The sequence below is a fragment of the Psychromonas sp. KJ10-5 genome (genome assembly GCF_055808325.1).
On sequence record NZ_CM147864.1, the window covers coordinates 764,414 to 789,172 of the forward strand.

The window sequence follows — 24,759 nt, forward strand, 5'->3', positions numbered from 1 at the left end:
GTGCATTTGAAAGTATATACATGGAAACAATTATCCTGGGCAATTTTCTTAATTTATGTGCCTGTTATTATTCTAGGTTTATTAACCGGTGTGTTAGTTGAATTATTATTAGTCTCTACAATAGTGCATATTGGCTGGCATTATTATTTCTTAAAAAAATTAAATGACTGGTTATGGGTCAGTAGAAGTACAGTGTTACCACAAGGCAAGTCTGTTTGGGAGCATGCTTATATTGGTATTCATAATATGCAACAAAGAAACCGTAAACGACGTAACCGTTTAGCGAATGTTATTAGTCGTTTTCGTGAAGGCTCTGAAGCATTACCAGATGCTGTTGTGGTATTTAAAAGTGATGGTGAAATTGTTTGGTGTAATCGACTTGCACAGTATCAGTTAGGTTTTAAATGGCCCGATGATGCTGGGGATAATATTACCAACTTAATTCGACATCCGGATTTTGTTGAATACCTTCGCAGCGAAGCTTATAACGAACCGTTGGATCTCATTTCGCCTATTAATATCGATAAAATTCTTGAGTTTAGGGTCATGCCTTATGCAAAAAATCAGCGCTTGTTGATTGTGCGTGACGTTACAAGTTATCGTCAAATGGATGAAACTAGGCGTAATTTTGTTGCTAATGTTTCCCATGAGTTACGCACGCCATTAACTGTATTACAGGGTTATATTGAGATTTTAGAGATGAGTGCTCAAGATAATAAAATGCAGTTAAAGACTATCAACGTATTAGATCAACAAACGGCAAGAATGTGTTCATTGGTTGAGCAATTGATGACATTATCGAAAATTGAAGGGGCAGCAACCTTAGATTTTTATGAGAGTATTAATATCCCAGCTTTATTAACTCAAATAGAGAATGAAGCTGTGACTTTAGGACGTAAAAAATCCCAATCAGTTCAATTTAAGGTTGATCCTAAATTGTCTGTGGTGGGGGATGAAATGCAATTACGTAGCGCCATGTCGAATCTAGTTTATAACGCCATTAACTATACACCGGAAGGCGGTAGTATTAAGGTATTATGGAAGAAGTTACCCGAGGGTGCTTATTTCTGTGTAATGGATACGGGTGATGGCATTGCCCCTGAACACATACTACATTTAACTGAGCGTTTTTATCGTGTTGATGCATCTCGTTCACGAGACACAGGTGGTTCGGGTTTAGGCTTATCGATTGTTAAGCATGCTTTATCGCATTATGACACACAACTGCAAATTGAAAGTAATGTGGGTGAGGGCAGTCAGTTTTCATTCATCATCCCTAATAGTTACGTTCATTAGACTAGAGTAAGGATTGATCACAATTAGTTGAATAGGCTTATCTACTATTTTTTGTATGGTAAATAATCATTATTCAACTAACTCTGACATACCTTAAGCATTAATAAATATCCTCATAAATAGATCTCTTATTAATTTTCAATTATTTAAATCACTTCATTAACGATAACAACTACTCTATTATGATTAGTATTATTTACGTTTAATATAACTTTAATACCGTTCATTAAATGCGTAGATCGGTATCATCATGATAGGGATAATCAATGCAACCATTGCTGAATGATATCGTCACAGCTGTTAGTCACGTTTTATTGGGAAAAGAAAAACAGGTAAAATTAGCCGTTGCCTGCTTGATTGGTCGAGGCCACCTCTTACTAGAAGATTTGCCAGGAATGGGGAAAACCACACTCGCTCATTGTTTAGGTAAAGTACTAGGCTTAGATTATCAACGCGTACAATTTACCAGTGACCTATTACCCGCTGATATTTTAGGTGCAGCGGTGTTTGATAAGCATCAATCACAATTTACATTTCACCCTGGCCCTATCTTCACACAGTTACTATTAGCAGATGAGATAAATCGCAGCACCCCCAAAACGCAAAGTGCTTTATTAGAAGCAATGGAGGAAGGTCAAGTAAGTATTGAAGGTGAAACGCGTTTATTACCTTCACCGTTTTTTGTGATTGCTACACAAAACCCTAGCTCTCAATCTGGTACTTTTATGTTGCCTGAATCGCAATTAGATCGCTTTTTGATGCGCCTCAGCTTAGGTTATCCTGATCATCAATCAGAGCGTTTATTGTTGCAGGGTATTGACCCTCGCCAACGCATTACTGATATGCAGCCTGTTATAACCCATCAACAGTTACATAAATTACAACAAGAGGTCAGCGGGGTGCGTTGTAGCGATGCGTTACTCGACTATTTACAAAAATTAGTTACCTTTACTCGTGAAGATGGACACTTTACCTATGGTTTATCTCCACGAGGGGCACTTGCATGGTTAAGTGCTGCAAAGGCATGGGCCTTATTAGCAGGACGTGATTATGTCATTCCAGAAGATATACAAGAAGTTGCTGCTGCTGTATTAGGACATAGAGTTCGAGGTGGTGACGTTGAGCATGAACATGATCTTATTGATTACTTATTAACATCGGTAGCGGTAATTGTTTAAATGAGTAAACAAAAAGAAGATTTTTCCGCCCCAATATCCGCTTTACAAAAGCGCTTTTTTAAATGGGTAGATAAACGTAACCCGATGGCAAAAGAAGTGCTTCTTAACAGAAAAAATTTATATATATTTCCAAGCCTAACTGGATTATGTCTATTTGCATTAAGTTTTATTCTTTGGTTACTTGGCACTAGTTATCAAAATAACTTGGTGCTGGCGTTAAGTTATTTATTATTAAGTTTAATGATAGTGGCGATCTTCCATACCTATGCCAACTTAGCTGGATTAACCATTAAAATACTTGGGGTTAAGCCTGTATTTGTTAATGACATAGCTCATTTTAGTTTACAGCTCAGTGGCCACCGTCATAGAAACTATGAAAACCTAATGGTTCGCTGGAGGCAAGGAGAGCCTGCTTGTTTTGATCTGCAAGGTGGTCAAATACTGTCGGTACAAATACCTTTACTTGCCAATAAGCGAGGCATATTACGACCTGGAAAGTTGCTTATAGAAAGTGCCTTTCCTTTAGGGGTGATCCGTTGTTGGACATGGGTAAATTTACAAACCTCAGCTGTTGTTTTTCCTCAACCAATCAAAGGGCCTTTTCCGACACAATTAAGTCGCGGTGAAACTGGTGAGCAAGGAAGTGGAGGGCAGGGGACTGATGATTTTGATGGTTTGAGAGTTTATCGGGCAGGTGATCCTATAAAACATATTGCTTGGAAACATTATGCGCGCGAACAAGGTTTATATTCTAAGCAATATACTGCGCAATTACAGCGTGATTGTTGGCTCAATTGGGATGAATTTAGTCTGTATCAGGGAGAACAAAGGTTAAGTGCTCTTTGCTATTGGGCTCTACATTTTGAAAGTATTCAACAACCCTATGGTTTATCCCTGCCTAATAAACAGATTAAACCGAACATAGGTGAACAGCACCGTTTAAATGTACTAACTTCATTGGCTCGTTTTAATATTGATGGAGGTACTCTGTAATATGCAAAATCCACAGGATATTTTCCAACAACAGAAATTGATCCGACATGATAACTTGCTATGGTTATTAGTTGCGCAAGGTGTGGTTATTTTACCTTTATTAATGCAACTCCCAATGTGGTTATGGGTGATATGGGGCGGATCCTTATATTGGAGATGGAAAATTCATGCAGGGCAACGTCAGTTTCCTGGCAGTATAAGTAAATTGGCTATTAGTATTGCAGCAATTGCTGGGTTGCTTCTAACTTATCAAGGTGCTTTTGGTGTGGAGGCTATGGTCGGCTTTTTGGTCTTTACTTTTATTATTAAGTTATTAGAGCTACGCAGTAGAAAAGACGGCTTATTAATCATTTTTATTGGTTTTATTGCAGTAGCGGCACAGTTTCTTTTTATTCAGTCTATCTGGGCTACTTTATATGCGGCTGTTTCTTGCATGGTATTGATCACCGCTTGGAAAACTATTTATGCCACGCGTGAATTAGCTGTAAAGCATAAATTAACAAGCGGTAGTATTTTATTGTTACAAGCGATACCGTTAATGTTGGTAATGTTTGTAGTGATGCCTCGGCTTGGCCCTTTATGGCATACGCCTTTATTAAATCAACAAGCACAAACAGGTTTTAGTGAAACTTTATCACCAGGTGATATTGGTAGTTTAGTGCAATCTACTGGCACTGCTTTTAGGGTAACTTTCCTTGATGATTCAACGCCAAGACAAAGTGAATTGTATTGGCGAGGGTTAATACTTGAAAACTTCGATGGACGAACTTGGACACGACCAAGACACCCTCACTTTACAGATATAGCCCCTATTGCTAAACAAGGTGATGTAGAAACGGTTAATTATGAAGTACTGATGGAAGCGCATCGTTACCCTTGGTTGTTTAGTTTAGCAAACCCTATCAAAGCGAATACCGGTGCAGTCCGTTCTCGAATAACCAGCAATGGTTTATTGGTTGCACGAGAGCCGTTAAACACTCGTTTACAATACCAAGTGGCGAGTGTGAACCCTCGAGATACTTTAATTCATGAATTATCTTCACAACAACGCGAGCAATTAACTACTTTGCCAGAAGGGTTTAACCCTAAAGCGGTGGCTCTGGCAAAAACGTGGCGTAATACCTTAGGCTCACCTGATGCAATTATTGCCAAAGCTTTAGCTTTTTATCATCAAGATTTCTACTATACGTTAAGTCCACCGTTACTGGGGGAGAATAGCGTTGATGACTTTTTATTTTCTTCAAAGCAGGGGTTTTGTGAGCACTTCGCTAGTAGCTTTACGGTGCTAATGCGTGCAGCTGATATTCCAGCAAGAGTTGTGGTGGGTTACCAAGGAGGTCGTTATGATGCTTCTGAGAATTATTGGAGTATCCGACAAGCCGATGCACATGCATGGACAGAAGTGTGGTTAACTGGGATTGGTTGGCAACGTGTCGACCCAACGAGTGCCGTTGCCCCACAACGTGTGGAGCAAGGAATTGATAATGCATTACAAGCAGCAGATAGAAGTCGTATAGCAGCAGGGCAATTTAGCGCGCCACAATGGTTAACTCATTTACGTCATCGTTTTGATGCTGCAAACTACTTATGGAGTCGTTGGGTACTTAGTTACGATGCGCAACAACAAAACCAATTACTTAAACAATTATTTGGTGGCAAAGAGCCTTGGCGGGTTGGTTTAATATTTTTAGCCATTATTTCATCGTTAATGGGCTGTTATATTACTTTGGTTATTCGCCCCAAATGGCAAGCTCGTAGCCCGTTACAAAAAAGCTTGTCTCAATTTGATAAAACCTGCCAGCAATGGAAATTACAACGTGCAGATCATGAAACCTTAGCACAGTTTTGTTTACGGTTAGGGACGAAACAGCCGCAATTATTAGAGGCTTGTCAACGCCTTGGGGCTTTATCTCAAGCTGCTTTGTATGACCCTAAGGAAGATAATCAGCAACAGTTAATGACAGCGTTAAAACGGTTTCCCAAGGAGTGATGATATGCTCAATAAATTTCATTTTTTGCTCTTAGGTCATCTATTTTTGTATATGGCGTTGATGAGTTCTCCTGTGAATGCTAATTCATTAATTTCAACATCTTTGAACAAAGTAATTGAACGTTTCGCTGTACCCGCATTCACACGTAATATATTTGTCGATCAACAGCTTCAGCAGGCTTGCCAACATTATGATCTGAATCGTCGTCAATGTGCCAATGATAAAAGTTTGCCCTTAGCTGTACCCAGTCTTACTGAAGCGACGGCAATGGCTAAGCCGGGAGATCTATTCTTGATTCGTGCTGGTCGTTATCAGCAAGTTTTACACTTGGTCCAAAACGGGACTGCCTTGGCTTATATTGGTTTTAGCGCATTTCAACATGAACCTGTCATTATCACTGGTGTTAACTCTCAAGATCAAGGCGAACAATACGGTGCTATATGGTTAGATGAAGTGTCTTATAATTTAGTTAATGGATTAACAGTAGAAAAGAGCATTGGATTTGGGCGCTTTATTAATGCCCATCACAATATTTTTTCTGATAACCACTTCAGTGGTTCTAGTCTTTATAATAACGGTAAAGGGGCAAGTAAACGTGGCGGTTTATACATTGCTTTTAGCCATCACAATAGCATTCTTAATAACCACTTTCAGAAGGGCACGGACCTATTAGCCTTAGTGCACTCCAACTACAATTTAGTAGAAGGTAACGAGATGTCATTAGCTGGCCATGATCTATGGAATATAAAATGTGGCAGTTTTAATGTCATTAGAGGTAATATATTTAGCAATAAAAAACAGAAAATTGGCTCTGTATTTGATTGTGAATCAGCAACCATGAATTGGCATGGCAATGGCCGCTTTAAACAAGTTCAGCCTGTTTTAGATACAAGTCAATATAATGTTATTGAGCACAATATTTTCAAAGACGCCGTACGCTACTATTCAGCCAGCGGCGGTAACGGTATTCAATACGCGGGGCAAAATGGAATTATTCGCTTTAATGTTTTTTACCACACCAACGTTGGTCTTAGTTTAGCGAGTTATCAAACAGAAGCTGCCTATAATTATGGTAATCGTATTTATAACAACACCTTCCATGATAATTGGTGTGTTGGTATCGCCGTGGGTCGTTGGCAAAAACGCTTTGAAGATAACCAGTTTGTTAATAATATTCTCTGGAACAACCAAGGGTTAAGTGCAAATCAATGCAAAGACATCAGTGCGAAGCAGGTTTTATTTATTGCTGGTGAAGGAGACCAATGGTTTTTAAATAATAATATCGGTAGTGAGCAAAGTAATAAAGTGATTGGGTTATGGGGTAGCAACAAACAAATGAGTGTGTATGATTTTGAAGGTAGTTTTATCCCTGTACAGTTTAAAGGTACTTTAGCGATTGACCCTCTATTTGTAGATCCGGTTGAATCTAATTATCACCTCTCCACGCACAGTCCGATGATCGATGCAGGTGTCTTATTAACCGCAATCCGTAGTGCCAGTGGGGCGGGTAAAGTCATCGAAGTTAGTGATAGTCAGTTCTTTTTTGACGGACAGGGGATCGCAGGCGTACACGGTGATAAGATCGTAGTTCGATCAAGATCCACGGGTAGATTACAATATGCGACGATTGTTAACATTACCCCTGAACAGCGTCTAATTCATCTCGATAAAGCAGTCACATGGCAAAAAGGCGATCAGGTTTCATTAGTTTATCACGGAGAAAATCCTGATATTGGTGCCTTTGAATATGTTCAAAAGTAATCTTTACCTTTATCATGATAGGTTATAACAACAGTCCTCTAATTTAAAAGTGAAGCCTATGAACAATCGTAAACTTGCTAACAAGCTAGATCAATTTTTAGAAATCCATCAATTTAAAGATTATTGCCCTAATGGTTTGCAAATTGAAGGAAAAGAGCAAGTAAAAAAAATAGTAACCGGAGTAACGGCCAATCAAGCTTTAATTGATGCTGCCATCGAATTAAACGCCGATGCCATTTTAGTTCATCATGGATATTTTTGGAAAGGTGAAGCGCAACAGATTGTTGGGATGAAATATAATCGTATCAAGGCATTAATCAAAAATGATATTAATCTGTATGCTTACCATCTCCCTTTGGATGTGCATCCTGAACTGGGCAATAATAAACAATTAGCTAAATTATTAGGTATCACAGATAGACGCCCATTAGAGCCATGGGACAAACGTAGTGTTGGTCGAGTGGGTAAGTTTGAACAAGCGATTACGCCACAGGCTTTATCAGAGACCATTACTCAGCAACTCGATCGTGAACCTTTATGGATCGACGGTGGCAAACCTGAGATTAAAACTATTGCTTGGTGTACGGGTGGTGGACAAGATTATATTACGATTGCTGCTGAACAAGGGATTGATGCCTTTATTAGCGGTGAAATATCGGAACGCACAGTACATATCGCTAAAGAGATGGGGATTCATTATTTTGCTGCAGGCCATCATGCAACAGAACGTTATGGTGCTAAAGCATTAGGTGAGTGGTTAGCCAATGAAATGGGGTTTGAAGTCACATTTATTGATATTGATAATCCTGTCTAAGATTCAAAATACTTTTATTTTATAATGGATAATGCATTTTTAATTATGCATTATTCACTCATGTTTTCTTTTATCCCCCCTTATAATTCATAGAGATAGTTAACCTTTTTATAGGTGTTTTATTCTTGTTTTATAGCTGAAGTGAGATAAACATAACAAAATATTATGATTCCTATAATAACTTATTATTATAAATGCTAGTTTGCCCAGTGTAAGTTCTTACACCAATTATATTAAATAAGTGATCTAAATTTTGCGTGGGAAAATGTCTTAGTTCATTCTTCAATGGCTATTTCCTTTATGAAATGTACAACGAAGAAATAAGCCATTTTAACAAGCAAAATAGATCAGTTAATTAGTGTGATTGGTTTTATTCAGTAAGGTGCTATTCAACCTTATTGTAGGGAATTTATCTCTATGCTAATCGAACTGGGTGATTGTAAATATCAGGATAATACAATCCCTTAACATTTTTTACATCATGGAATGATATTAACCATTATCGTATAGCAGTTAATTTATAAGCAGTGCCATCAACTGAATATGGCTTATCCATCTATTGGTTGAAATACAGGCGATTCTCATTACTATAAATTAATATGCCTCCCTATTTTGGTGCAACTTATCTTTTCTATTATGTGTTTTGTTTTTATCTTTATGATTTATATGTGTTTTCTATTTGACTCTTATCTTGCTTACCTTACTGGAGTTAATTAAATATAAACTGAAATATATCTTCAAAATGCACAAACCGAATACAATTAAAGGAATTAAGCGTGAATAAAAATAATATAACAAAAGCGTTACTCGCCGGTTTAAGCCTTTCTTTTGCAGCTTCTTCATTTACAGCGATTGCTGCTGACGTACCGGCTGGTACTAAGCTCGCTGAGAAACAAGAACTAGTAAAAGGAAATGGTTCAGAGGTGGCGTCAATTGACCCACATAAAACACAAGGTGTACCTGAATCTAATGTTATTTTAGATTTGTTAGAAGGATTGGTGACACAGGATGCTGAGGGAAATACTATCCCTGGCGTAGCCGAAAGTTGGGAAACTACGGACAATAAGACCTTTATTTTCCATCTCCGTAAAAATGCTAAATGGTCTAATGGTGATCCCGTCACAGCGCATGATTTTGTATACAGCTTTCAACGTGCAGTCGATCCCGCAACAGCGTCTCCTTATTCATGGTATTTGGATATGACCACCATGTTAAACGCTGCAGATATCATTGCCGGTAAAAAAGATAAAAGCACATTAGGTGTTAAAGCAATAGATGACTACACCTTCGAAGTTAAGCTCGCGACACCTGTTCCTTATTTTGTCATGATGATGGGACATACCACCATGATGCCAGTACATAAAGCGACGGTTGAAAAGTATGGTGAGCAGTGGACTAAGCCTGAAAACTTTGTAGGTAATGGCGCTTTTGTGATGAGCAAATGGGTGGTGAATGAGCGCATTGAAATGACACCGAATAAAAACTATTGGGATAATGATAAAACGGTTTTGACTAAAGTGACTTATCTGCCATTAGAAAACTATGTCGCTGAAATGAATCGTTTTCTTGCCGGTGAAATAGATATGACTTACGACGTGCCAAATGAGCATTTTAAACGTTTAAAGAAAGAGCATGCAGAGTCACTCGCGATCAAAGGCGACCTGTGTACTTATTATTACAGTTTAAACACGCATAAAGCGCCTTTTGATGATCTACGTGTCCGTAAAGCAGTGTCTTATGCCATTGATCGTGATGTAATCGCTAAGTTTTTACTAGGTAAAGGCGAAAAGCCTGCTTATGGATTAACGCCTGAAATTGTGGCGCATTTTGATCCGGTATTACCCCCTTATGCAAAACTCACTCAAAAAGAGCGTAATGCAGAAGCTAAGAAATTATTAGAAGAAGCCGGTTATAACGCAGCTAATCCACTTAAGTTTTCGCTACTTTACAATACCAGTGAAAACCACAAAAAGTTAGCCGTTGCAATCGGCTCAATGTGGAAGAAAACCCTAGGTGTTGAAGTGACTTTAGAAAATCAAGAGTGGAAAACTTACCTAGAAACTAAAAACCAAGGTAACTTCCAAGCTGCACGTGCTTCATGGTGTGGTGACTACAATGAAGCTTCTACTTTCACTTCGTTAATGGAAGGTAACAACACCACTGGTGGTGTACATTATAAAAGTGCAGAGTACGATAAGCTAACGGAACAAGCGATTCTCAGTACTTCAGAGGAAGAGCGCCAGAAGCTATATTATGCACAAGAAGCATTACTTGCTAAAGATATGCCGATTATTCCAATCTACCAATATGTTAAAGCTCGTCTACTCAACCCGCATGTCGGCGGTTATGCCCATCATAATGCCGAAGATAAAAACTATTCTAAAAATATGTATATCATCGCAGATTAATCGCTGAGGTTTTATACCATTTAAGGTGAGAGGTTAACGCCTCCCATTATCTATTTTGTATCATATCAAGCACGCTGATCAACATGATTAGTGTGCCTGTTGTGATCTATTAAATTGAGAATGTTATGTTTAAATTTATCTTAAAGAGAGTGATCGAGGCTATTCCTACACTGTTAGTTTTAATTACTGTTTCTTTCTTTTTGATGCGCTTTGCACCAGGAAGTCCTTTTTCCAGTGAACGTGAACTACCCCCGCAGGTAATGCAAAACATCAATGCAAAATATGGTTTGGATAAACCTGTTTTTGAACAATACACCACCTACTTAACCAATGTGCTACAGGGTGATTTAGGGCCATCATTTAAATACCAAGACTTTACCGTTAATGAGCTGGTGGTTGCTGCTTTACCCGTTTCAGCAAAAATTGGAGCTTTTGCTTTTATCTTTGCCCTCGTGTGTGGTGTTGCAATTGGTACCATCGCGGCACTAAAGCAAAATACGTGGCTTGATTATGGCTTAATGTCAACGTCGATGCTCGGCATTGTCATGCCATCCTTTGTATTAGCACCTGTACTTATTTATATCTTTTCCATTGGCTTAGGTTGGTTCCCAGCTGGTGGATGGTTTGATGGATCGTTGAAGTACATGGTGTTGCCAGTGTTAGGGATGGCGATGATGTATGTGGCAACCTTTGCGCGTATTACACGCGGTAGCATGATTGAAACACTTAATAGTAACTTTATCAGAACTGCACGTGCAAAAGGCTTAAGCTTCTCTTATATCGTACTGCGCCACGCCTTAAAACCTGCCATGTTACCTGTTGTTTCTTATATGGGGCCTGCCTTTGTGGGGATTATTACTGGTTCCGTTGTTATTGAAACTATCTTTGGTTTACCTGGTATTGGCAAACTATTTGTTAACGCTGCATTTAATCGAGATTACTCGTTAGTAATGGGGATCACCATTTTAATTGGATTATTGTTTATCGTATTTAACGCCATTGTAGATATTTTATTGGCGTATGTTGATCCAAAAATTCGCTATTAAGGACTGAGTAGATGTTTACAAAAAAACAAAATGTGGAGGCGGTGGAAGCCTTTTCTAGCAACCTAGAAATACAAGGTCGTAGCCTTTGGCAAGATGCACGAATTCGTTTTATGCGTAACAAAGCGGCGATGGTCAGTTTAGTTATCTTAGCCGCGATTGTATTAGCCGTTATTTTTGTGCCGATGATGGCTGAGTTTGCCTATGATGATACCGATTGGTACGCGTTACATGAAGGACCATCTGCAACGCATTTATTTGGTACCGATAGCTTAGGCCGGGATCTCTTTGTTCGTACCTTTATTGGCGGACGCATCTCCATGATGGTAGGTGTACTTGGAGCGGTTGTTGCTGTGATTATTGGTACTGTCTACGGTGCAACGTCTGGCTTCATTGGCGGTAAAGTTGACCGAATTATGATGCGTGTTTTAGAAATCCTCTATGCTATTCCTTTTATGTTCTTAGTGATTGTATTAGTCACCTTTTTTGGGCGCAATATTGTACTTATTTTTGTGGCTATTGGTGCGATTGCTTGGTTAGACATGGCGCGTATCGTGCGTGGACAAACACTGAGCTTACGTAGCAAAGAGTTTATTGAAGCGGCACATGTATCGGGTGTGAGTAAATGGAATATTATTCGCCGCCACATTATTCCTAATGTGTTGGGGATTGTTGCCGTTTACTCCACGCTACTAGTACCTAGTATGATCTTGACTGAATCCTTCTTAAGCTTTTTAGGGCTTGGTGTGCAAGAGCCAATGACCAGTTGGGGAGCGTTATTGCAAGAGGGAGCACAAAGTATGGAAGTGGCAATTTGGCAATTAGGTTTTCCGGCTGCTTTTATGGTGATCACGTTATTTTGTTTTAACTATATTGGTGATGGTCTACGTGATGCGTTAGATCCAAAAGACCGATAGTTGCATTAAGGAAACAAAAATGAGTTTATTAGATGTACAAGATCTCCATGTGGAGTTCACTACCCAAGACGGTAATGTTACAGCCGTTAACGATTTAACGTTTTCACTGCAACCAGGCGAGACACTGGGGATTGTTGGTGAATCGGGTTCAGGTAAATCACAGACAGTGTTTGCTTTAATGGGATTATTGGCAAAAAATGGCATTATTTCTGGTAGTGCAAAATTTGAAGGTAATGAAATTCTTAATCTACCGGAGAAACAATTAAATAAAGTCCGTGCTGAGCAAATTGCGATGATTTTTCAAGATCCAATGACATCATTGAACCCTTATATGAAAGTCAGTGCGCAAATGATGGAAGTGCTTATTTTGCATAAAGGGTTAAGTAAAAAAGCCGCTTTTGAAGAATCCGTTGAAATGCTAGAAGCGGTTAAAATACCAGAGGCACGCAGTCGTATTAATATGTACCCTCATGAGTTTTCTGGGGGGATGCGTCAACGTGTAATGATTGCAATGGCGCTACTGTGCCGCCCTAAATTACTCATTGCAGATGAACCAACAACAGCACTCGATGTGACCATTCAAGCGCAAATTATGGATCTCTTAAATGAATTAAAGCATAAATTTAATACGGCGATTATTATGATCACCCATGACTTAGGCGTAGTGGCAGGGAGCTGCGATAAAGTGTTAGTCATGTATGCCGGACGTACGATGGAATATGGATCGGTTAACGAGATATTTTACCAACCAAGCCATCCCTACACGGAAGGGTTATTAAAAGCGATTCCTCGTTTAGATAACCAAGCAGATGAATTACCCACCATTCCTGGTAATCCACCTAACTTATTAAACTTACCACAAGGCTGCCCTTACCAAGATAGATGTCATCGAGTGGTACAGGGGGAATGCGATCAAACTCCACAGTTAACGGCGTTTGCTGAAGGGCGTTCACGTGCTTGTTTTTCTAATTGGGAGTCATGGTAATGGAAACAGATAAAAAATTAATACTCGATATTAAATCATTAAAAGTACAGTTTAATATCCCTTCTAAATCACTGTTACCTTGGGCAAAACCGATCCCTTTAAAAGCAGTGGATGGTATTGACCTTAAACTCTATGAAGGTGAAACATTAGGTGTAGTAGGGGAGTCTGGTTGTGGTAAATCAACACTCGCTCGAGCCATTATTGGGCTAGTGCCAGTAAGCTCAGGGCAAGTGGTGTGGTTAGGAGAAGACCTAGCTACCTTAAGTGAGCAAGCAATGCGTGATAAACGTAAACAGATTCAGATGATTTTCCAAGACCCACTCGCGTCGTTAAATCCGCGCATGAACGTGGGAGATATTATTGCTGAGCCATTACGGACTTTTTATCCTAAGTTAAGTAAACAGGAAGTGAAAACACAGGTGAAAGAGATCATGGATAAGGTCGGTTTATTACCTAATGTGATCAATCGCTACCCACATGAATTCTCTGGTGGTCAGTGTCAGCGGATCGGGATAGCACGTGCCCTGATTCTAAAACCAAAAATGATTATCTGTGATGAGCCTGTGTCTGCTTTAGATGTATCAATTCAAGCACAGGTGGTGAATTTACTGAAATCATTACAGAAAGAGTTAGGGTTAAGCCTGATCTTTATTGCTCATGATTTATCTGTCGTGAAACATATCTCTGACCGTGTGCTAGTGATGTATCTCGGTAATGCTGTCGAGTTTGGTACTTGTGATGAGTTATTTGCCGATCCGAAACATCCTTACACTAAAGCACTGATGTCTGCCGTGCCAATTCCTGATCCTAATATTGAACGAAATAAAAAAGTACAAATGTTAGAGGGGGATTTACCATCACCGATGAATCCACCATCGGGTTGTGTATTTAGAACACGTTGCCCTATTGCCGTTGATAACTGCAGTCATTGTGAAACACCGCTTAAAGGTAGCGAAACTCACGCAACTGCTTGTATTTTAGAAGTGTAATTTACTAACCGGTATTACCACGTGATCTAAAGCAAGATGATAAACACCAATCAAAGTATTTTGTGATTGGTGTTACTTCCCTATTTCAAACATCAAATCTTCTTATTATTTTCATTAAATTGTAAAAAATGTCTTCATGCATTGAAATGCTCGCCATTTATACCTTATTATGTGCCCCAAGAAATACAATCGAATATCATTTAGGGAATTATAATGACTACATATAACATTGCTTTATTAGCTGGTGACGGCATCGGTCCTGAAGTTATGAAGGAAGCGGTAAAGGTTTTAAAATTAGTTGAAGAGCGTAACGCTGACGTTAACTTTGAATTAAACGACGTATTATTTGGTGCTGCTGCTTACTTTGCAACTGGCAAATCTTTCCCTGAAGAAACAAAAGCGGCTTGTGATAAAGCAGATGCTATCTTAAAAGGTACGATTGGTTTAAATCACGAAGACTCTCAAAAAATCCCTGTTGATGAACAACCTGAACGTGGTGCATTATTACCATTACGTCGTCGTTACAATACTTATGCTAACTTCCGTCCTGTTTACTTACCAAAAGGCCTAGCACACTTTTCTCCATTAAAAGAGTCGGTAGTGGGTGAAGGTATCGACATCATGCTAATCCGTGAATTAGTAGGTGGTTTATACTTTGGTGAGAAAGAAACAGGTGTTGATGCCCAAGGCAAGCGTTTCGTACGTGAAGTTTTAGAATACGATGAAGATCAAATTCGCCAAATTATCCGCGTTGGTTTTGAAGTTTCAATGAAACGTAAAAAAGTAATGCACAACATCCATAAATCAAACGTATTGAAATCAAGTGTTTTATGGAATGAAATTGTTGAAGAAGAAAGCAAAAACTTCCCTGAAGTTGAAGTAATCAACATTCTTGTTGATGCTGCTGCAACTTACCTATGTCTAAAACCAACTATGTTTGACGTAATGGTAATGGAAAATATGTTTGGTGACATTTTAAGTGACCAAGGTGGCGGTATCTTAGGTTCTCTAGGCCTTATGCCTTCTGCTTGTAAAGGTCCTGAGAAATCTTACTACGAACCATCACACGGCTCTGCACCAGATATCGCTGGTAAAGGTATTGCTAACCCATACTCAATGATTGGTTCTGTTGCACTAATGCTAGAAATGAGCTTTGGTATGGAAAAAGAAGCGAAAAACCTGTGGGCTGCAATGCAAAGTGTATTTGCAAATGGTTACTCAACATCAGACCTATCTAAAGAAGGTGAAGCGAACTTAGTAAGTACTGCTGAATTCGGTGATATGGTTTGTGAAGAATTAGCTAAAATGCCTGTATAATCATTTTTAATAAATGATTAGATAATGTTAAACCACGTTATATAACGTGGTTTTTTTTTGGAGAAAGTAAAATGGCATTAAAGCCGACTATTATTAAAATGAACATCAATGTGTCTAATTTAGATGATGATGTTTATGAAACGATCCCATTGACGATTGCTCAACATCCATCGGAAACCACTGAGCGTATGGTTACTCGTACGCTTGCTTTTGTATTGAATAATCAAGAGTTTCTTAGCTTTACTAAGGGATTAAGTGAAGCCGATGACCCTGATATTTGGGCAAAAAACTACAGTGATGAATTTTTGTGTTGGATTGATGTAGGGGAGCCTGCATTTGAGCGAATTAGAAAAGCCTGCCATCAAGCCAAAAGTGTGAAAGTGTATACTTTTAATACTAAGTCGAATGTGTGGTGGAAACAGTCAGAGAAAGAGTTCAACACAACTAAAGCGCAGGTATATCAATTTGAGTTTGAGCAAATTCAAGCCTTTGCTGCATTAGTAGAGAGAACGATGGATTTTAGTATTACCATGACTGATAATGTGTTCTATATTGCCACTGATAAAGGCAGTTGTGAAGTTAACCTAGTGACATTAAAAAGTTAGTCATAGGTAAAACATTGCACACTACAATTCACAGCGTATAATCCGCACTTCTTAAAATTAACACAGTCCTGAATCCAAGAGTGGTACCCCCATGAAATTTATCGTTAAGCTTTTTCCTGAAATCATGATGAAAAGTAAACCTGTGCGTAAGCGCTTTAGCAAGATGCTACAGGGAAACATTCGTAATGTACTAACTCGCCATGATCAAGATATTAAGGTAATTCTAGAGTGGGATAAAATCATTGTTCGTAGTGAAAACAATGATCCAGATAATAAAGCGAAGGTGATCCATTATCTGAAAAGCACGCCAGGTATTGCACACTTTTTAGAAGTTACTGAATCCACTTTCACTGATATTCATGATATTTATGAGCAAACAAAAAACTGTTTTGGCGATAGCTTAGCAGGTAAAACATTCTGTGTTCGTGCTAAACGAATAGGGACACATGACTTTGGTTCAAATGAAGTTGAACGTTATGTTGGTGGTGGTTTAAATCAACATACTGAAGCGCTTTCGGTTAAATTAAAAAATCCAGAGGTGACCGTTAATATTGAAATAAACGAAGATAAATTGTTTATGATTGACCAACGTCACCAAGGTTTAGGTGGATTTCCTCTAGGGACACAAGAGTCAGTATTATCGCTTATTTCAGGTGGTTTTGATTCTGGCGTATCCAGTTACAAGTTATTGAAACGTGGTTCACGTGTACATTACTGTTTCTTTAACCTTGGTGGGGCTGCACATGAAATTGGCGTGAAACAAGTGGCTTATCATCTGTGGGAGCGTTTTGGTGCTTCACATCGTGTTAAATTTGTTTCTGTGCCTTTTGAACCGGTTGTAGCAGAAATTCTTGAAAAAGTAGATAACGGTCAAATGGGCGTTGTGTTAAAACGTATGATGATGCGTGCCGCGAGTAAAGTGGCTGATAATTTAGCGATTGAAGGTCTAGTAACCGGTGAAGCCTTAGGGCAAGTGTCAAGTCAAACACTTCGTAACCTTTCAGTGATTGACCAAGTAACGGATACCTTAATTCTGCGCCCATTAGTGGCCACTGATAAACAAGAGATTATCGATTGTGCTCGTGACATTGGCACTGCTGAAATATCTGAAACGATCCCTGAATATTGTGGTGTTATTTCACAGCGTCCAACAGTTAAAGCTGTGATGAGTAAAATTCAGAAAGAAGAATCAAACTTCAATATGGATTTAATTGATCAAGTAGTTGCTGATGCAGTGACATTGGATATTAAAGAGATTGCTGCAGCTGCTAAACAGCAAGTGCCTGAAGTTGAGTCTGTTTCTGCATTCGCAGAAAATGAAATCTTACTCGATATTCGCTCTGCAGAAGAGGAAGATGAAAAACCATTAGAGATTGACGGTGTTCAAATTAAACATATCCCTTTCTTTAAACTCGCGAATCAGTTTGAAAAGTTAGATCAAAGTAAAACTTACTTACTTTATTGTGAACGAGGCGTGATGAGTCAGTTACAAGCTTTGTACTTAAAAGAAGCGGGTTATGAGAATGTGAAGGTATATAGACCTTAGTCAGTCATAAGATTAAATCAGTTTATGAGATAAAACGGCATTAAATATGCCGTTTTTTTATTCAATCAGCTTTTTAATTCAAAGTTTTTTAAAAATTAATAGGTGATTTAATATAAAAAGTCGTATCCTGAAGCTACTTCCATAAATCATTAAAAGGATATCCAAATATGCCACATTCAATTGATAACTATAGATTAATTACTGGTAAAGATGATTCAGAGTTTTGTAAACGTATTACTAAAGCGTTAAGTGAAGGTTATGAGCTTTATGGGTCTCCAACAATGACATTTAATGGGCAACATGTAGTCGTAGGCCAAGCTGTCATTAAAAGACCTTCTCAACTGGTATAAATAGCTAACTACCCCAAGTAAGCAGGCCTAGTTAAACTAGGCTTGTTTTATTCTACACTGCTTTGTACTGGTAATATCTCTTCTTTGCGCAATTTCTTAAGTATCCATTGCTGTAACTGTCCCAAATATTCATGCATCGAGAGCTCTGATTTATAAAGCTGATAAGCTGATGGAATGTAAGTATACCAAGGTAAACCATTCGTATCGTCTTTGGCAAGGTACATCGCCGGAGCCGGGGTTGGAGACTGATGGAAACGTTTAAATAACTGCATTGCTCGTGGCATATGTGTTGCAGAAGTAACTAACGCTGCTTTCTTACCATCGATAATTAATGACATTACTTTCGCTTCTTGTGCTGTATCTTGAGTGTAATCTAATCTAATAATCTTCTGTTTTGGTATGTTTAACTCGGTGGCCAATTGCTCTAATAGTTGTGCATGGCTTTTCGTATCTCCAAAACCAGATCCAGAAACAATAATCATCGCATCAGGGTTTGCATAGTGTAAACGAAGCACTTCACTAAAACGGCTTAAAGCAGTCGCTGAAAGTTGTCCAGTAACGGGTAAGTTCGGGTCATCTATGCCAGAAGATCCTAGCACTAAGATATAATCAAAGGATTGGTCAGCTGCTAGCAAAGGTGGATATTGACGCTCTAAAGGTTTAGTTAAATGGTATGCAGCAGGCAGTAAACTGAATGAAAGTAAGATCAGAAAGCTACAAAGTGTGAGTATTTTTGCGACCACCTGACGGTCACTAAAAAACAACATTAAAAGGCTGACAAACAGTAATAATAAAGCGAAGGGGAGAGGCATTAATAATCCACCAACCCATTTTTTTATTATAAATTCCATCGAGATTCCTTTTGTTATTTATTGTGTTGTGAAATGATATTTATCAATAACCTAGCGTAAATACACCTGTGATTAGATTGATACGGTTCATGTACCAATTTAGCTCACTCACTTCTACCTATTTAGTTGAATGTTTGCGTTACAATATCATTATTTATTGTGTGAAGTGAACTGAAATTATTTGCTGACTCCGTGAGTATTGCTCTTATCAAGATAGATTATTTTTGGTTAAAATCACGTATAATGGACTATTGAATTAGAGAAAAGAGACATTGCAGTGAATGACCATAACTTCGACCCAATTGCAGAAAAATTTGTAAAAAATATTTATGGCAGCGACAAAGGTAAGATCCGTAAAGAAGTGGTTTGGCGGGAGTTACAAGATTGTATTAAACGTTTAAATAAACCGTGTCTAAGGGTTTTAGATGCTGGTGGTGGCTTTGGCTTTTTTAGCCAAAAAATGGCGGCATTAGGTCATCAAGTAGTATTATGTGATATTTCCGGTGAATTATTAAAAGTTGCTAAAACACAACTTGATGGTCAACCTTATCAACAGAATGTCACCTTATTACACTGTCCTATTCAATCATTATCTGAGCATGTTACTGGGCAATTTGATCTGATTTTAAATCATGCTGTTTTAGAATGGCTAGCCGATCCGCAAGCGACTTTAACTAGTTTATTACAGTGGCTTAAAGATGATGGATTAATGTCATTAATGTTTTATAACAAAGAAGCCCAACGCTTTTTTAATTTAGTCTCAGGTAATTTAAATTTTGTAGAATTGGGTATGCCTCGCAAAAAAGTAGTACGTTTATCACCAACTAATCCGTTATACGAAAGAGATGTGTTAAATTGGCTTAAGCAAGCCCGTATGATGACTGTGCAGAAAACAGGTGTTCGGGTTATTCATGATTACATGAAGTCACCTGACGTTGCTGAAAATAGTTTTGAACAACTATTAAAGATGGAAATGAATTATTGCCATCAGGAGCCATATGCTTCATTGGGCAGGTATACGCATTTAACCTTAAAGAGGGAAGGATAATGCAGTCCTACCATTTCAGAATTAATATTAATTATCAAGAGTTTGAAAAACTATATAGAGTGCCTAATACGGTGGTTAAAGTCCGCAGTGAGCAAGGAAAAACCATTCAGTTACCTGCGATGCGCTTTGTACCATTTTTTACACAACTAGGCGTAAGAGGGTACTTTGAGTTACAACTAACTGATGAAAATAAATTTCAACAGTTAATTTTTCTCCATGCTTAGTGTTTTCTTCATTTGACTTTTATTTGCTATTTTTTGTCTGGGTAATTGTTGTACCCTTAACTGAGTAGTTGCTCTGGTTAGTATAATTATCATGCGTCTTTACTTTGAATTTGACTTTTTTTATATATAATACAAGGAGTTTTCTGTTACTAAAGTAAATTAAGTTTCCCCTCATATTGGTTTTCAGTTGTTTTTGGTTGGGAAGCATTATCAATTTTTCCCAAATTATTTGCTTTATTAGTACCGCCAATATCGTTTTATAGGATTTTTCATGAAAAAAGTATTAACCGTTTTTGGAACTCGTCCAGAAGCGATTAAAATGGCGCCATTAGTACATAAACTAGCGGCGGAGCCAACCATAGAGAGTAAAGTCTGCGTCACAGCACAACATCGTGAGATGTTAGATCAAGTGTTACAACTTTTTTCTATCAAACCTGACTATGATTTGAATATCATGAAAGCCGGGCAAGATCTTTTTGATGTCACTGAAAATATTCTACATGGTTTAAAGCAGGTCTTGGATGATTTTCAACCTGATGTGGTGTTGGTACACGGCGATACTACTACCTCTTTTTCTGCTTCATTAGCGGCTTTTTATAAACAGGTCAACATAGGGCATATAGAAGCAGGTTTGAGAACTGGCGACCTTTCTTCACCATGGCCAGAAGAGGCGAATCGTCGATTAACTGGTGTGTTAACACGATATCATTTCGCTCCTACGGAGTTATCTAAACAGAACCTATTGAAGGAACAGGTTGATGAAGCGCACATTAGTGTGACAGGAAATACAGTGATTGACGCACTGTTATGGGTGAAAGATAAGTTAGAATCAGATAGGGCTTTGCAACGCAGTTTAGACGTTCAGTTTCCCTTTTTAGATGCCAATAGAAAAATGGTTTTAGTAACAGGTCATAGACGTGAAAGTTTTGGAGGTGGATTTGAACGCATTTGTGAAGCGTTATCAAATATTGCCCAAGCCCAACCGGATATACAAATTGTCTATCCAATGCACCTTAATCCTAATGTTCGAGAGCCGGTTAATCGTTTATTGAGTCAGTTTGATAATATTTACTTAATTGAACCTCAAGATTATTTACCTTTCGTATATTTAATGAATCGTTGCTATTTGATCATTACTGATTCAGGCGGAATTCAAGAAGAAGCCCCTTCATTAGGAAAGCCTGTATTAGTCATGCGTGACACTACGGAAAGACCTGAAGCCATTGTAGCTGGCACAGTTAAATTGGTTGGGACTGATGTACAATGCATCACAGAACAGACACTTGCACTATTAACAGAAGTTAACAGTTATCAAACTATGGCCAAAGCCCATAACCCTTACGGAGATGGTTTAGCCAGCGCTCGAATAGTAAATGAATTATTAAAGGATTGATTATGCCATTTCAAACGGTTTCAGTTATTGGCTTAGGATACATTGGATTACCTACCGCTGCAGTGATTGCTTCACGTGGTATTGATGTAATCGGTGTTGATGTTATTAAAGAAGCAGTAGAAACAATTAATGCAGGGAAAATCCATATTGTTGAACCCGATTTAGATATCGTTGTTCGCAGTGTTGTGACCACGGGTAAATTGCGTGCAACAACGCAAGCTGAACCGGCAGATGTATTTATGGTGGCAGTACCAACTCCTTTTAAACAAACTGCAGACGCAATACACTCTCCTGACTTATCTTATATTGAGTCTGCTGCAAAAATGATTGCCCCAGTATTAACCAAAGGTAATCTCGTCATTTTAGAATCAACATCCCCTGTAGGCACCACTGAAAAATTAGCGGGATGGTTAAAATTAGCTCGTCCAGACTTGTCTTTCCCACAGGATAAAGGTGACCTAGCTGATATCAAAATTGCGCATTGTCCTGAACGCGTGTTACCCGGGCATGTCTTGCAAGAGTTAGTCTCTAATGACCGAGTGATAGGTGGTATGTCCAGTGCTTGTAGTCAATTAGCGACTCAGCTTTATCAGAAATTCGTACGTGGTGAATGTATCGTCACTAATGCGCGTACGGCGGAAATGGCTAAATTAACAGAAAACTCATTTCGTGATGTCAACATTGCTTTTGCCAATGAATTATCAGTAATTTGTGATAAATTGAAAATCAATGTTTGGGAGTTAATCAGGTTAGCGAATCGCCATCCTCGAGTGAACATATTAAACCCAGGGCCTGGTGTCGGTGGACACTGTATTGCCGTTGACCCATGGTTTATTGTAGATAGTTGCCCTGAAGAGGCCAAAATAATTAAGCAAGCGCGTTTAATCAATGATGACAAGCCACATTATGTTGTTGAACAAATATTACGTGCAGCAGATGAGTTTAAACGTCCGGTTATTGCTTGTTTAGGCTTAGCGTTTAAGGCGGATATTGATGATTTACGTGAAAGCCCTGCTTTAAATATTGTTGAAGATCTCGTAGCAAAAGGGTTCGCTGATATTATTGCTGTTGAGCCTAATATTAAAAAACTACCTGAGTCACTATCAAAATCAGGGCTACAATTAACTTCACTTGAAGAGGCATTAGACAAAGCCAATGTAATTGTGGTGCTAGTTGACCATAAACAATTTAAAGCGACGGATCGTACTAAATTTGCAACAAAAGTCGTCATTGATACTCGGGGTATTATTTAGCTTTATAGGCTATTACTTCCCTGTAAAGTATTTAAAGGGAAGTAAATGTCAGGACAACAGCATGTAAAAGACAGTGAAAATGTTTACTCGGCCTTATACCGAGTCATTGATTTTTTAACTATCCAATTAAGTTTGTTTTTAATCTTATCTATAAGAGAAGAGGCGTTTACTAACACTTATTTAGTGGTTGGCTTGATTGCTTCAATAGGTTTCTTTTTCGCCGCTGAAAGTTATCAATTATACCGTTGTTGGCGTCTCGGTGAATTTTCTCGCCTTTCCAGTTCGACCTTTATATGTTGGTTTGCTGGTGTATTTTGTGTTGTTGTCTTTTTGTTCTTTAGTAAAACTAGCTTAGATATCTCCCGGCTTATTGTCGGCTTATGGATCCTATTTAATTGCATTGCATTAGGTGGCTGGAGATTATTGCTCTATCTCTTTATCTATAAACGTCGCAAAGCCGGGTTTTATACTCGCAAAGTCGCGGTTTTTGGATTAACACGATCGGGCGAGTTATTGGCGGAACAGTTTATTAACAAGCCTGAAACAGGCTATATTTTAGCTGGATTTTATGATGATAGAGCCGATCCACGTTCACCCAATAAATATAAAGAGCACCTTATCGGTGGTATCAATCAAGGAGTCGAATTAGCTAAAGCAGGTGGTATTGATGTTATCTATATTGCTCTACCATTAGCGGCTCAAAAACGCATAGAAGGCGTATTGAGATCATTAGGCGATACTACGATTGATGTGTTTATCGTTCCTGACTTTTTCACCTTTAATCTGCTTAATGCGCGTTTATCACACCTCGGTGCTATTCAAACCATTAGTGTTTATGAGTCACCAATGACCGGTCCTTCAAGATTATTAAAACGCCTCGAAGATATTCTAGGATCAATGCTTATTTTATTCCTCATTTCATTGCCTATGCTGTTAATAGCTCTCCTGATAAAAATAGACTCGCCAGGGCCTATACTATTTAAGCAATTACGTTATGGCTTAGATGGTCGTGCTATTAAAGTCTGGAAGTTCCGCTCTATGAGCTCCATGGATAACGGAAAAGTGGTTAATCAAGCAGTCCAGGGGGATGCGCGCGTCACCAAGTTAGGGGCTATTTTACGTAAAACCTCCCTCGATGAATTACCACAATTTATTAATGTGCTGTTTGGTAGCATGTCTCTAGTGGGCCCCAGACCGCATGCTGTTGCGCATAATGAGCAATATCGTAAGTTAGTTGATTACTACATGCTACGCCACAAAGTTAAACCAGGCATTACAGGTTGGGCGCAGATTAATGGTTGGCGCGGAGAGACCGACACCTTAGTTAAAATGCAAAAACGTGTTGAGTTTGATTTAGAATATATTCGAAATTGGTCAATTAGTTTTGATCTTAAGATTATCTTTCTCACTATCATTAGAGGCTTTACGGATAAGAATGCTTATTAAAGACATTATTGGTGATAGATAAAACACCTCACTTAAAGCAGTGAACTATTTTCAGGCAGTTAAACAGTTAAACAGTTAAACAGTTAAACAGTTAAACAGTTAAACAGTTAAACAGTTAAACAGTTAAGCCGTTATACCAACATCTTAACTTAGTATTTAGCCCATGATGTTTGGTTTTCGGGGCGCTGGCTTCAGCCTGCTTGTTTTGACTTTTCCTCGTCCCCATGGTCCTTCGTGGTAATGCATCTCTATCTAAAGCGCTACATAGCATTAAGTACTGATTAATGCCTAAGCTCGTACAGTCTGCTTTAACCTTATCAACAGTAAAAAGCGGTAATATTATAGTGAGTA

General features: G+C 38.5%; 21 protein-coding genes. 20 read left to right on the forward strand and 1 reads right to left on the reverse strand.

What is annotated here, in order from left to right; translation table 11 throughout:
- The first annotated feature begins 6 nt into the window (after positions 1-6).
- The 15 genes from phoR to AC0L3W_RS03665 all read left to right on the forward strand — a co-directional run bounded on the left by phoR (position 7) and on the right by AC0L3W_RS03665 (position 18,193).
- Positions 7-1,296 carry a phosphate regulon sensor histidine kinase PhoR gene (gene phoR / locus AC0L3W_RS03595; protein ID WP_290039184.1) on the forward strand — a complete coding sequence of 430 codons (1,290 nt, stop codon included), beginning with the start codon at positions 7-9 and terminating at the stop codon, positions 1,294-1,296.
- 266 nt (positions 1,297-1,562) lie between these two features.
- Positions 1,563-2,474 (forward strand): AAA family ATPase, encoded by a 912-nt coding sequence (locus AC0L3W_RS03600; protein WP_409439659.1) that lies wholly within the window; start codon positions 1,563-1,565, stop codon positions 2,472-2,474.
- Positions 2,475-3,467 (forward strand): DUF58 domain-containing protein, encoded by a 993-nt coding sequence (locus AC0L3W_RS03605; protein WP_409439658.1) that lies wholly within the window; start codon positions 2,475-2,477, stop codon positions 3,465-3,467.
- A 1-nt stretch (position 3,468) separates the two neighbouring features.
- Entirely contained in the window at positions 3,469-5,457 is a 1,989-nt protein-coding gene (locus AC0L3W_RS03610; protein WP_409439657.1) for a transglutaminase TgpA family protein, read from the forward strand.
- 4 nt (positions 5,458-5,461) lie between these two features.
- Positions 5,462-7,219 (forward strand): NosD domain-containing protein, encoded by a 1,758-nt coding sequence (locus AC0L3W_RS03615; protein ID WP_409439656.1) that lies wholly within the window; start codon positions 5,462-5,464, stop codon positions 7,217-7,219.
- Positions 7,220-7,277: 58 nt separating this feature from the next.
- Positions 7,278-8,033: a Nif3-like dinuclear metal center hexameric protein gene (locus AC0L3W_RS03620; RefSeq protein WP_290039190.1), complete on the forward strand. Its 756-nt coding sequence runs from the start codon at positions 7,278-7,280 to the stop codon at positions 8,031-8,033.
- A gap of 776 nt (positions 8,034-8,809) precedes the next feature.
- Positions 8,810-10,441, forward strand: coding sequence for an ABC transporter substrate-binding protein (locus AC0L3W_RS03625; RefSeq protein WP_290039191.1), 1,632 nt, complete (start codon positions 8,810-8,812; stop codon positions 10,439-10,441).
- 125 nt (positions 10,442-10,566) lie between these two features.
- A complete protein-coding gene (oppB, locus tag AC0L3W_RS03630; RefSeq protein WP_113817703.1) occupies positions 10,567-11,487 on the forward strand; it encodes an oligopeptide ABC transporter permease OppB in 921 nt (306 codons plus the stop codon).
- An 11-nt stretch (positions 11,488-11,498) separates the two neighbouring features.
- Positions 11,499-12,401 carry an oligopeptide ABC transporter permease OppC gene (oppC, locus tag AC0L3W_RS03635; RefSeq protein ID WP_290039192.1) on the forward strand — a complete coding sequence of 301 codons (903 nt, stop codon included), beginning with the start codon at positions 11,499-11,501 and terminating at the stop codon, positions 12,399-12,401.
- Between the two features lie 19 nt (positions 12,402-12,420).
- Entirely contained in the window at positions 12,421-13,386 is a 966-nt protein-coding gene (gene oppD, locus AC0L3W_RS03640) for an ABC transporter ATP-binding protein (protein WP_409439655.1), read from the forward strand.
- A complete protein-coding gene (oppF, locus tag AC0L3W_RS03645) occupies positions 13,386-14,375 on the forward strand; it encodes a murein tripeptide/oligopeptide ABC transporter ATP binding protein OppF (RefSeq protein ID WP_409439654.1) in 990 nt (329 codons plus the stop codon). The genes oppD and oppF overlap by 1 nt, the downstream gene beginning before the upstream one ends.
- A gap of 213 nt (positions 14,376-14,588) precedes the next feature.
- A complete protein-coding gene (gene leuB, locus AC0L3W_RS03650; RefSeq protein ID WP_409439653.1) occupies positions 14,589-15,692 on the forward strand; it encodes a 3-isopropylmalate dehydrogenase in 1,104 nt (367 codons plus the stop codon).
- A gap of 71 nt (positions 15,693-15,763) precedes the next feature.
- On the forward strand, positions 15,764-16,297 hold the full coding sequence (locus AC0L3W_RS03655) for a YaeQ family protein (protein ID WP_290039196.1): 534 nt from the start codon (positions 15,764-15,766) through the stop codon (positions 16,295-16,297).
- A gap of 91 nt (positions 16,298-16,388) precedes the next feature.
- Positions 16,389-17,843 (forward strand): tRNA uracil 4-sulfurtransferase ThiI, encoded by a 1,455-nt coding sequence (gene thiI, locus AC0L3W_RS03660; protein WP_409439652.1) that lies wholly within the window; start codon positions 16,389-16,391, stop codon positions 17,841-17,843.
- A 167-nt stretch (positions 17,844-18,010) separates the two neighbouring features.
- A complete protein-coding gene (locus tag AC0L3W_RS03665; protein WP_220149623.1) occupies positions 18,011-18,193 on the forward strand; it encodes a DUF1737 domain-containing protein in 183 nt (60 codons plus the stop codon).
- A 47-nt stretch (positions 18,194-18,240) separates the two neighbouring features.
- On the opposite strand, the gene AC0L3W_RS03670 is transcribed toward AC0L3W_RS03665, so the two are convergent.
- Positions 18,241-19,044 (reverse strand): ElyC/SanA/YdcF family protein, encoded by an 804-nt coding sequence (locus AC0L3W_RS03670; RefSeq protein ID WP_409439651.1) that lies wholly within the window; start codon positions 19,042-19,044, stop codon positions 18,241-18,243.
- A gap of 277 nt (positions 19,045-19,321) precedes the next feature.
- On the opposite strand from AC0L3W_RS03670, the gene AC0L3W_RS03675 reads away from it, so the two are divergent.
- The 5 genes from AC0L3W_RS03675 (at position 19,322) to AC0L3W_RS03695 (ending at position 24,408) form a co-directional block, all read left to right on the forward strand.
- The gene (locus AC0L3W_RS03675) at positions 19,322-20,092 is read left to right on the forward strand and encodes a methyltransferase domain-containing protein (protein ID WP_409439650.1); all 771 of its coding nucleotides are present in this window, start codon (positions 19,322-19,324) and stop codon (positions 20,090-20,092) included.
- Positions 20,092-20,316: a DUF2835 domain-containing protein gene (locus AC0L3W_RS03680; protein ID WP_290039200.1), complete on the forward strand. Its 225-nt coding sequence runs from the start codon at positions 20,092-20,094 to the stop codon at positions 20,314-20,316. The genes AC0L3W_RS03675 and AC0L3W_RS03680 overlap by 1 nt, the downstream gene beginning before the upstream one ends.
- Before the next feature lie 271 nt (positions 20,317-20,587).
- Complete coding sequence (gene wecB / locus AC0L3W_RS03685) at positions 20,588-21,709, forward strand: non-hydrolyzing UDP-N-acetylglucosamine 2-epimerase (protein ID WP_409439649.1); 1,122 nt, start codon at positions 20,588-20,590, stop codon at positions 21,707-21,709.
- A 2-nt stretch (positions 21,710-21,711) separates the two neighbouring features.
- Positions 21,712-22,962: a UDP-N-acetyl-D-mannosamine dehydrogenase gene (wecC, locus tag AC0L3W_RS03690; protein WP_290039202.1), complete on the forward strand. Its 1,251-nt coding sequence runs from the start codon at positions 21,712-21,714 to the stop codon at positions 22,960-22,962.
- 45 nt (positions 22,963-23,007) lie between these two features.
- Positions 23,008-24,408, forward strand: coding sequence for an undecaprenyl-phosphate glucose phosphotransferase (locus AC0L3W_RS03695; RefSeq protein ID WP_290039203.1), 1,401 nt, complete (start codon positions 23,008-23,010; stop codon positions 24,406-24,408).
- Positions 24,409-24,759 lie beyond the last annotated feature (351 nt).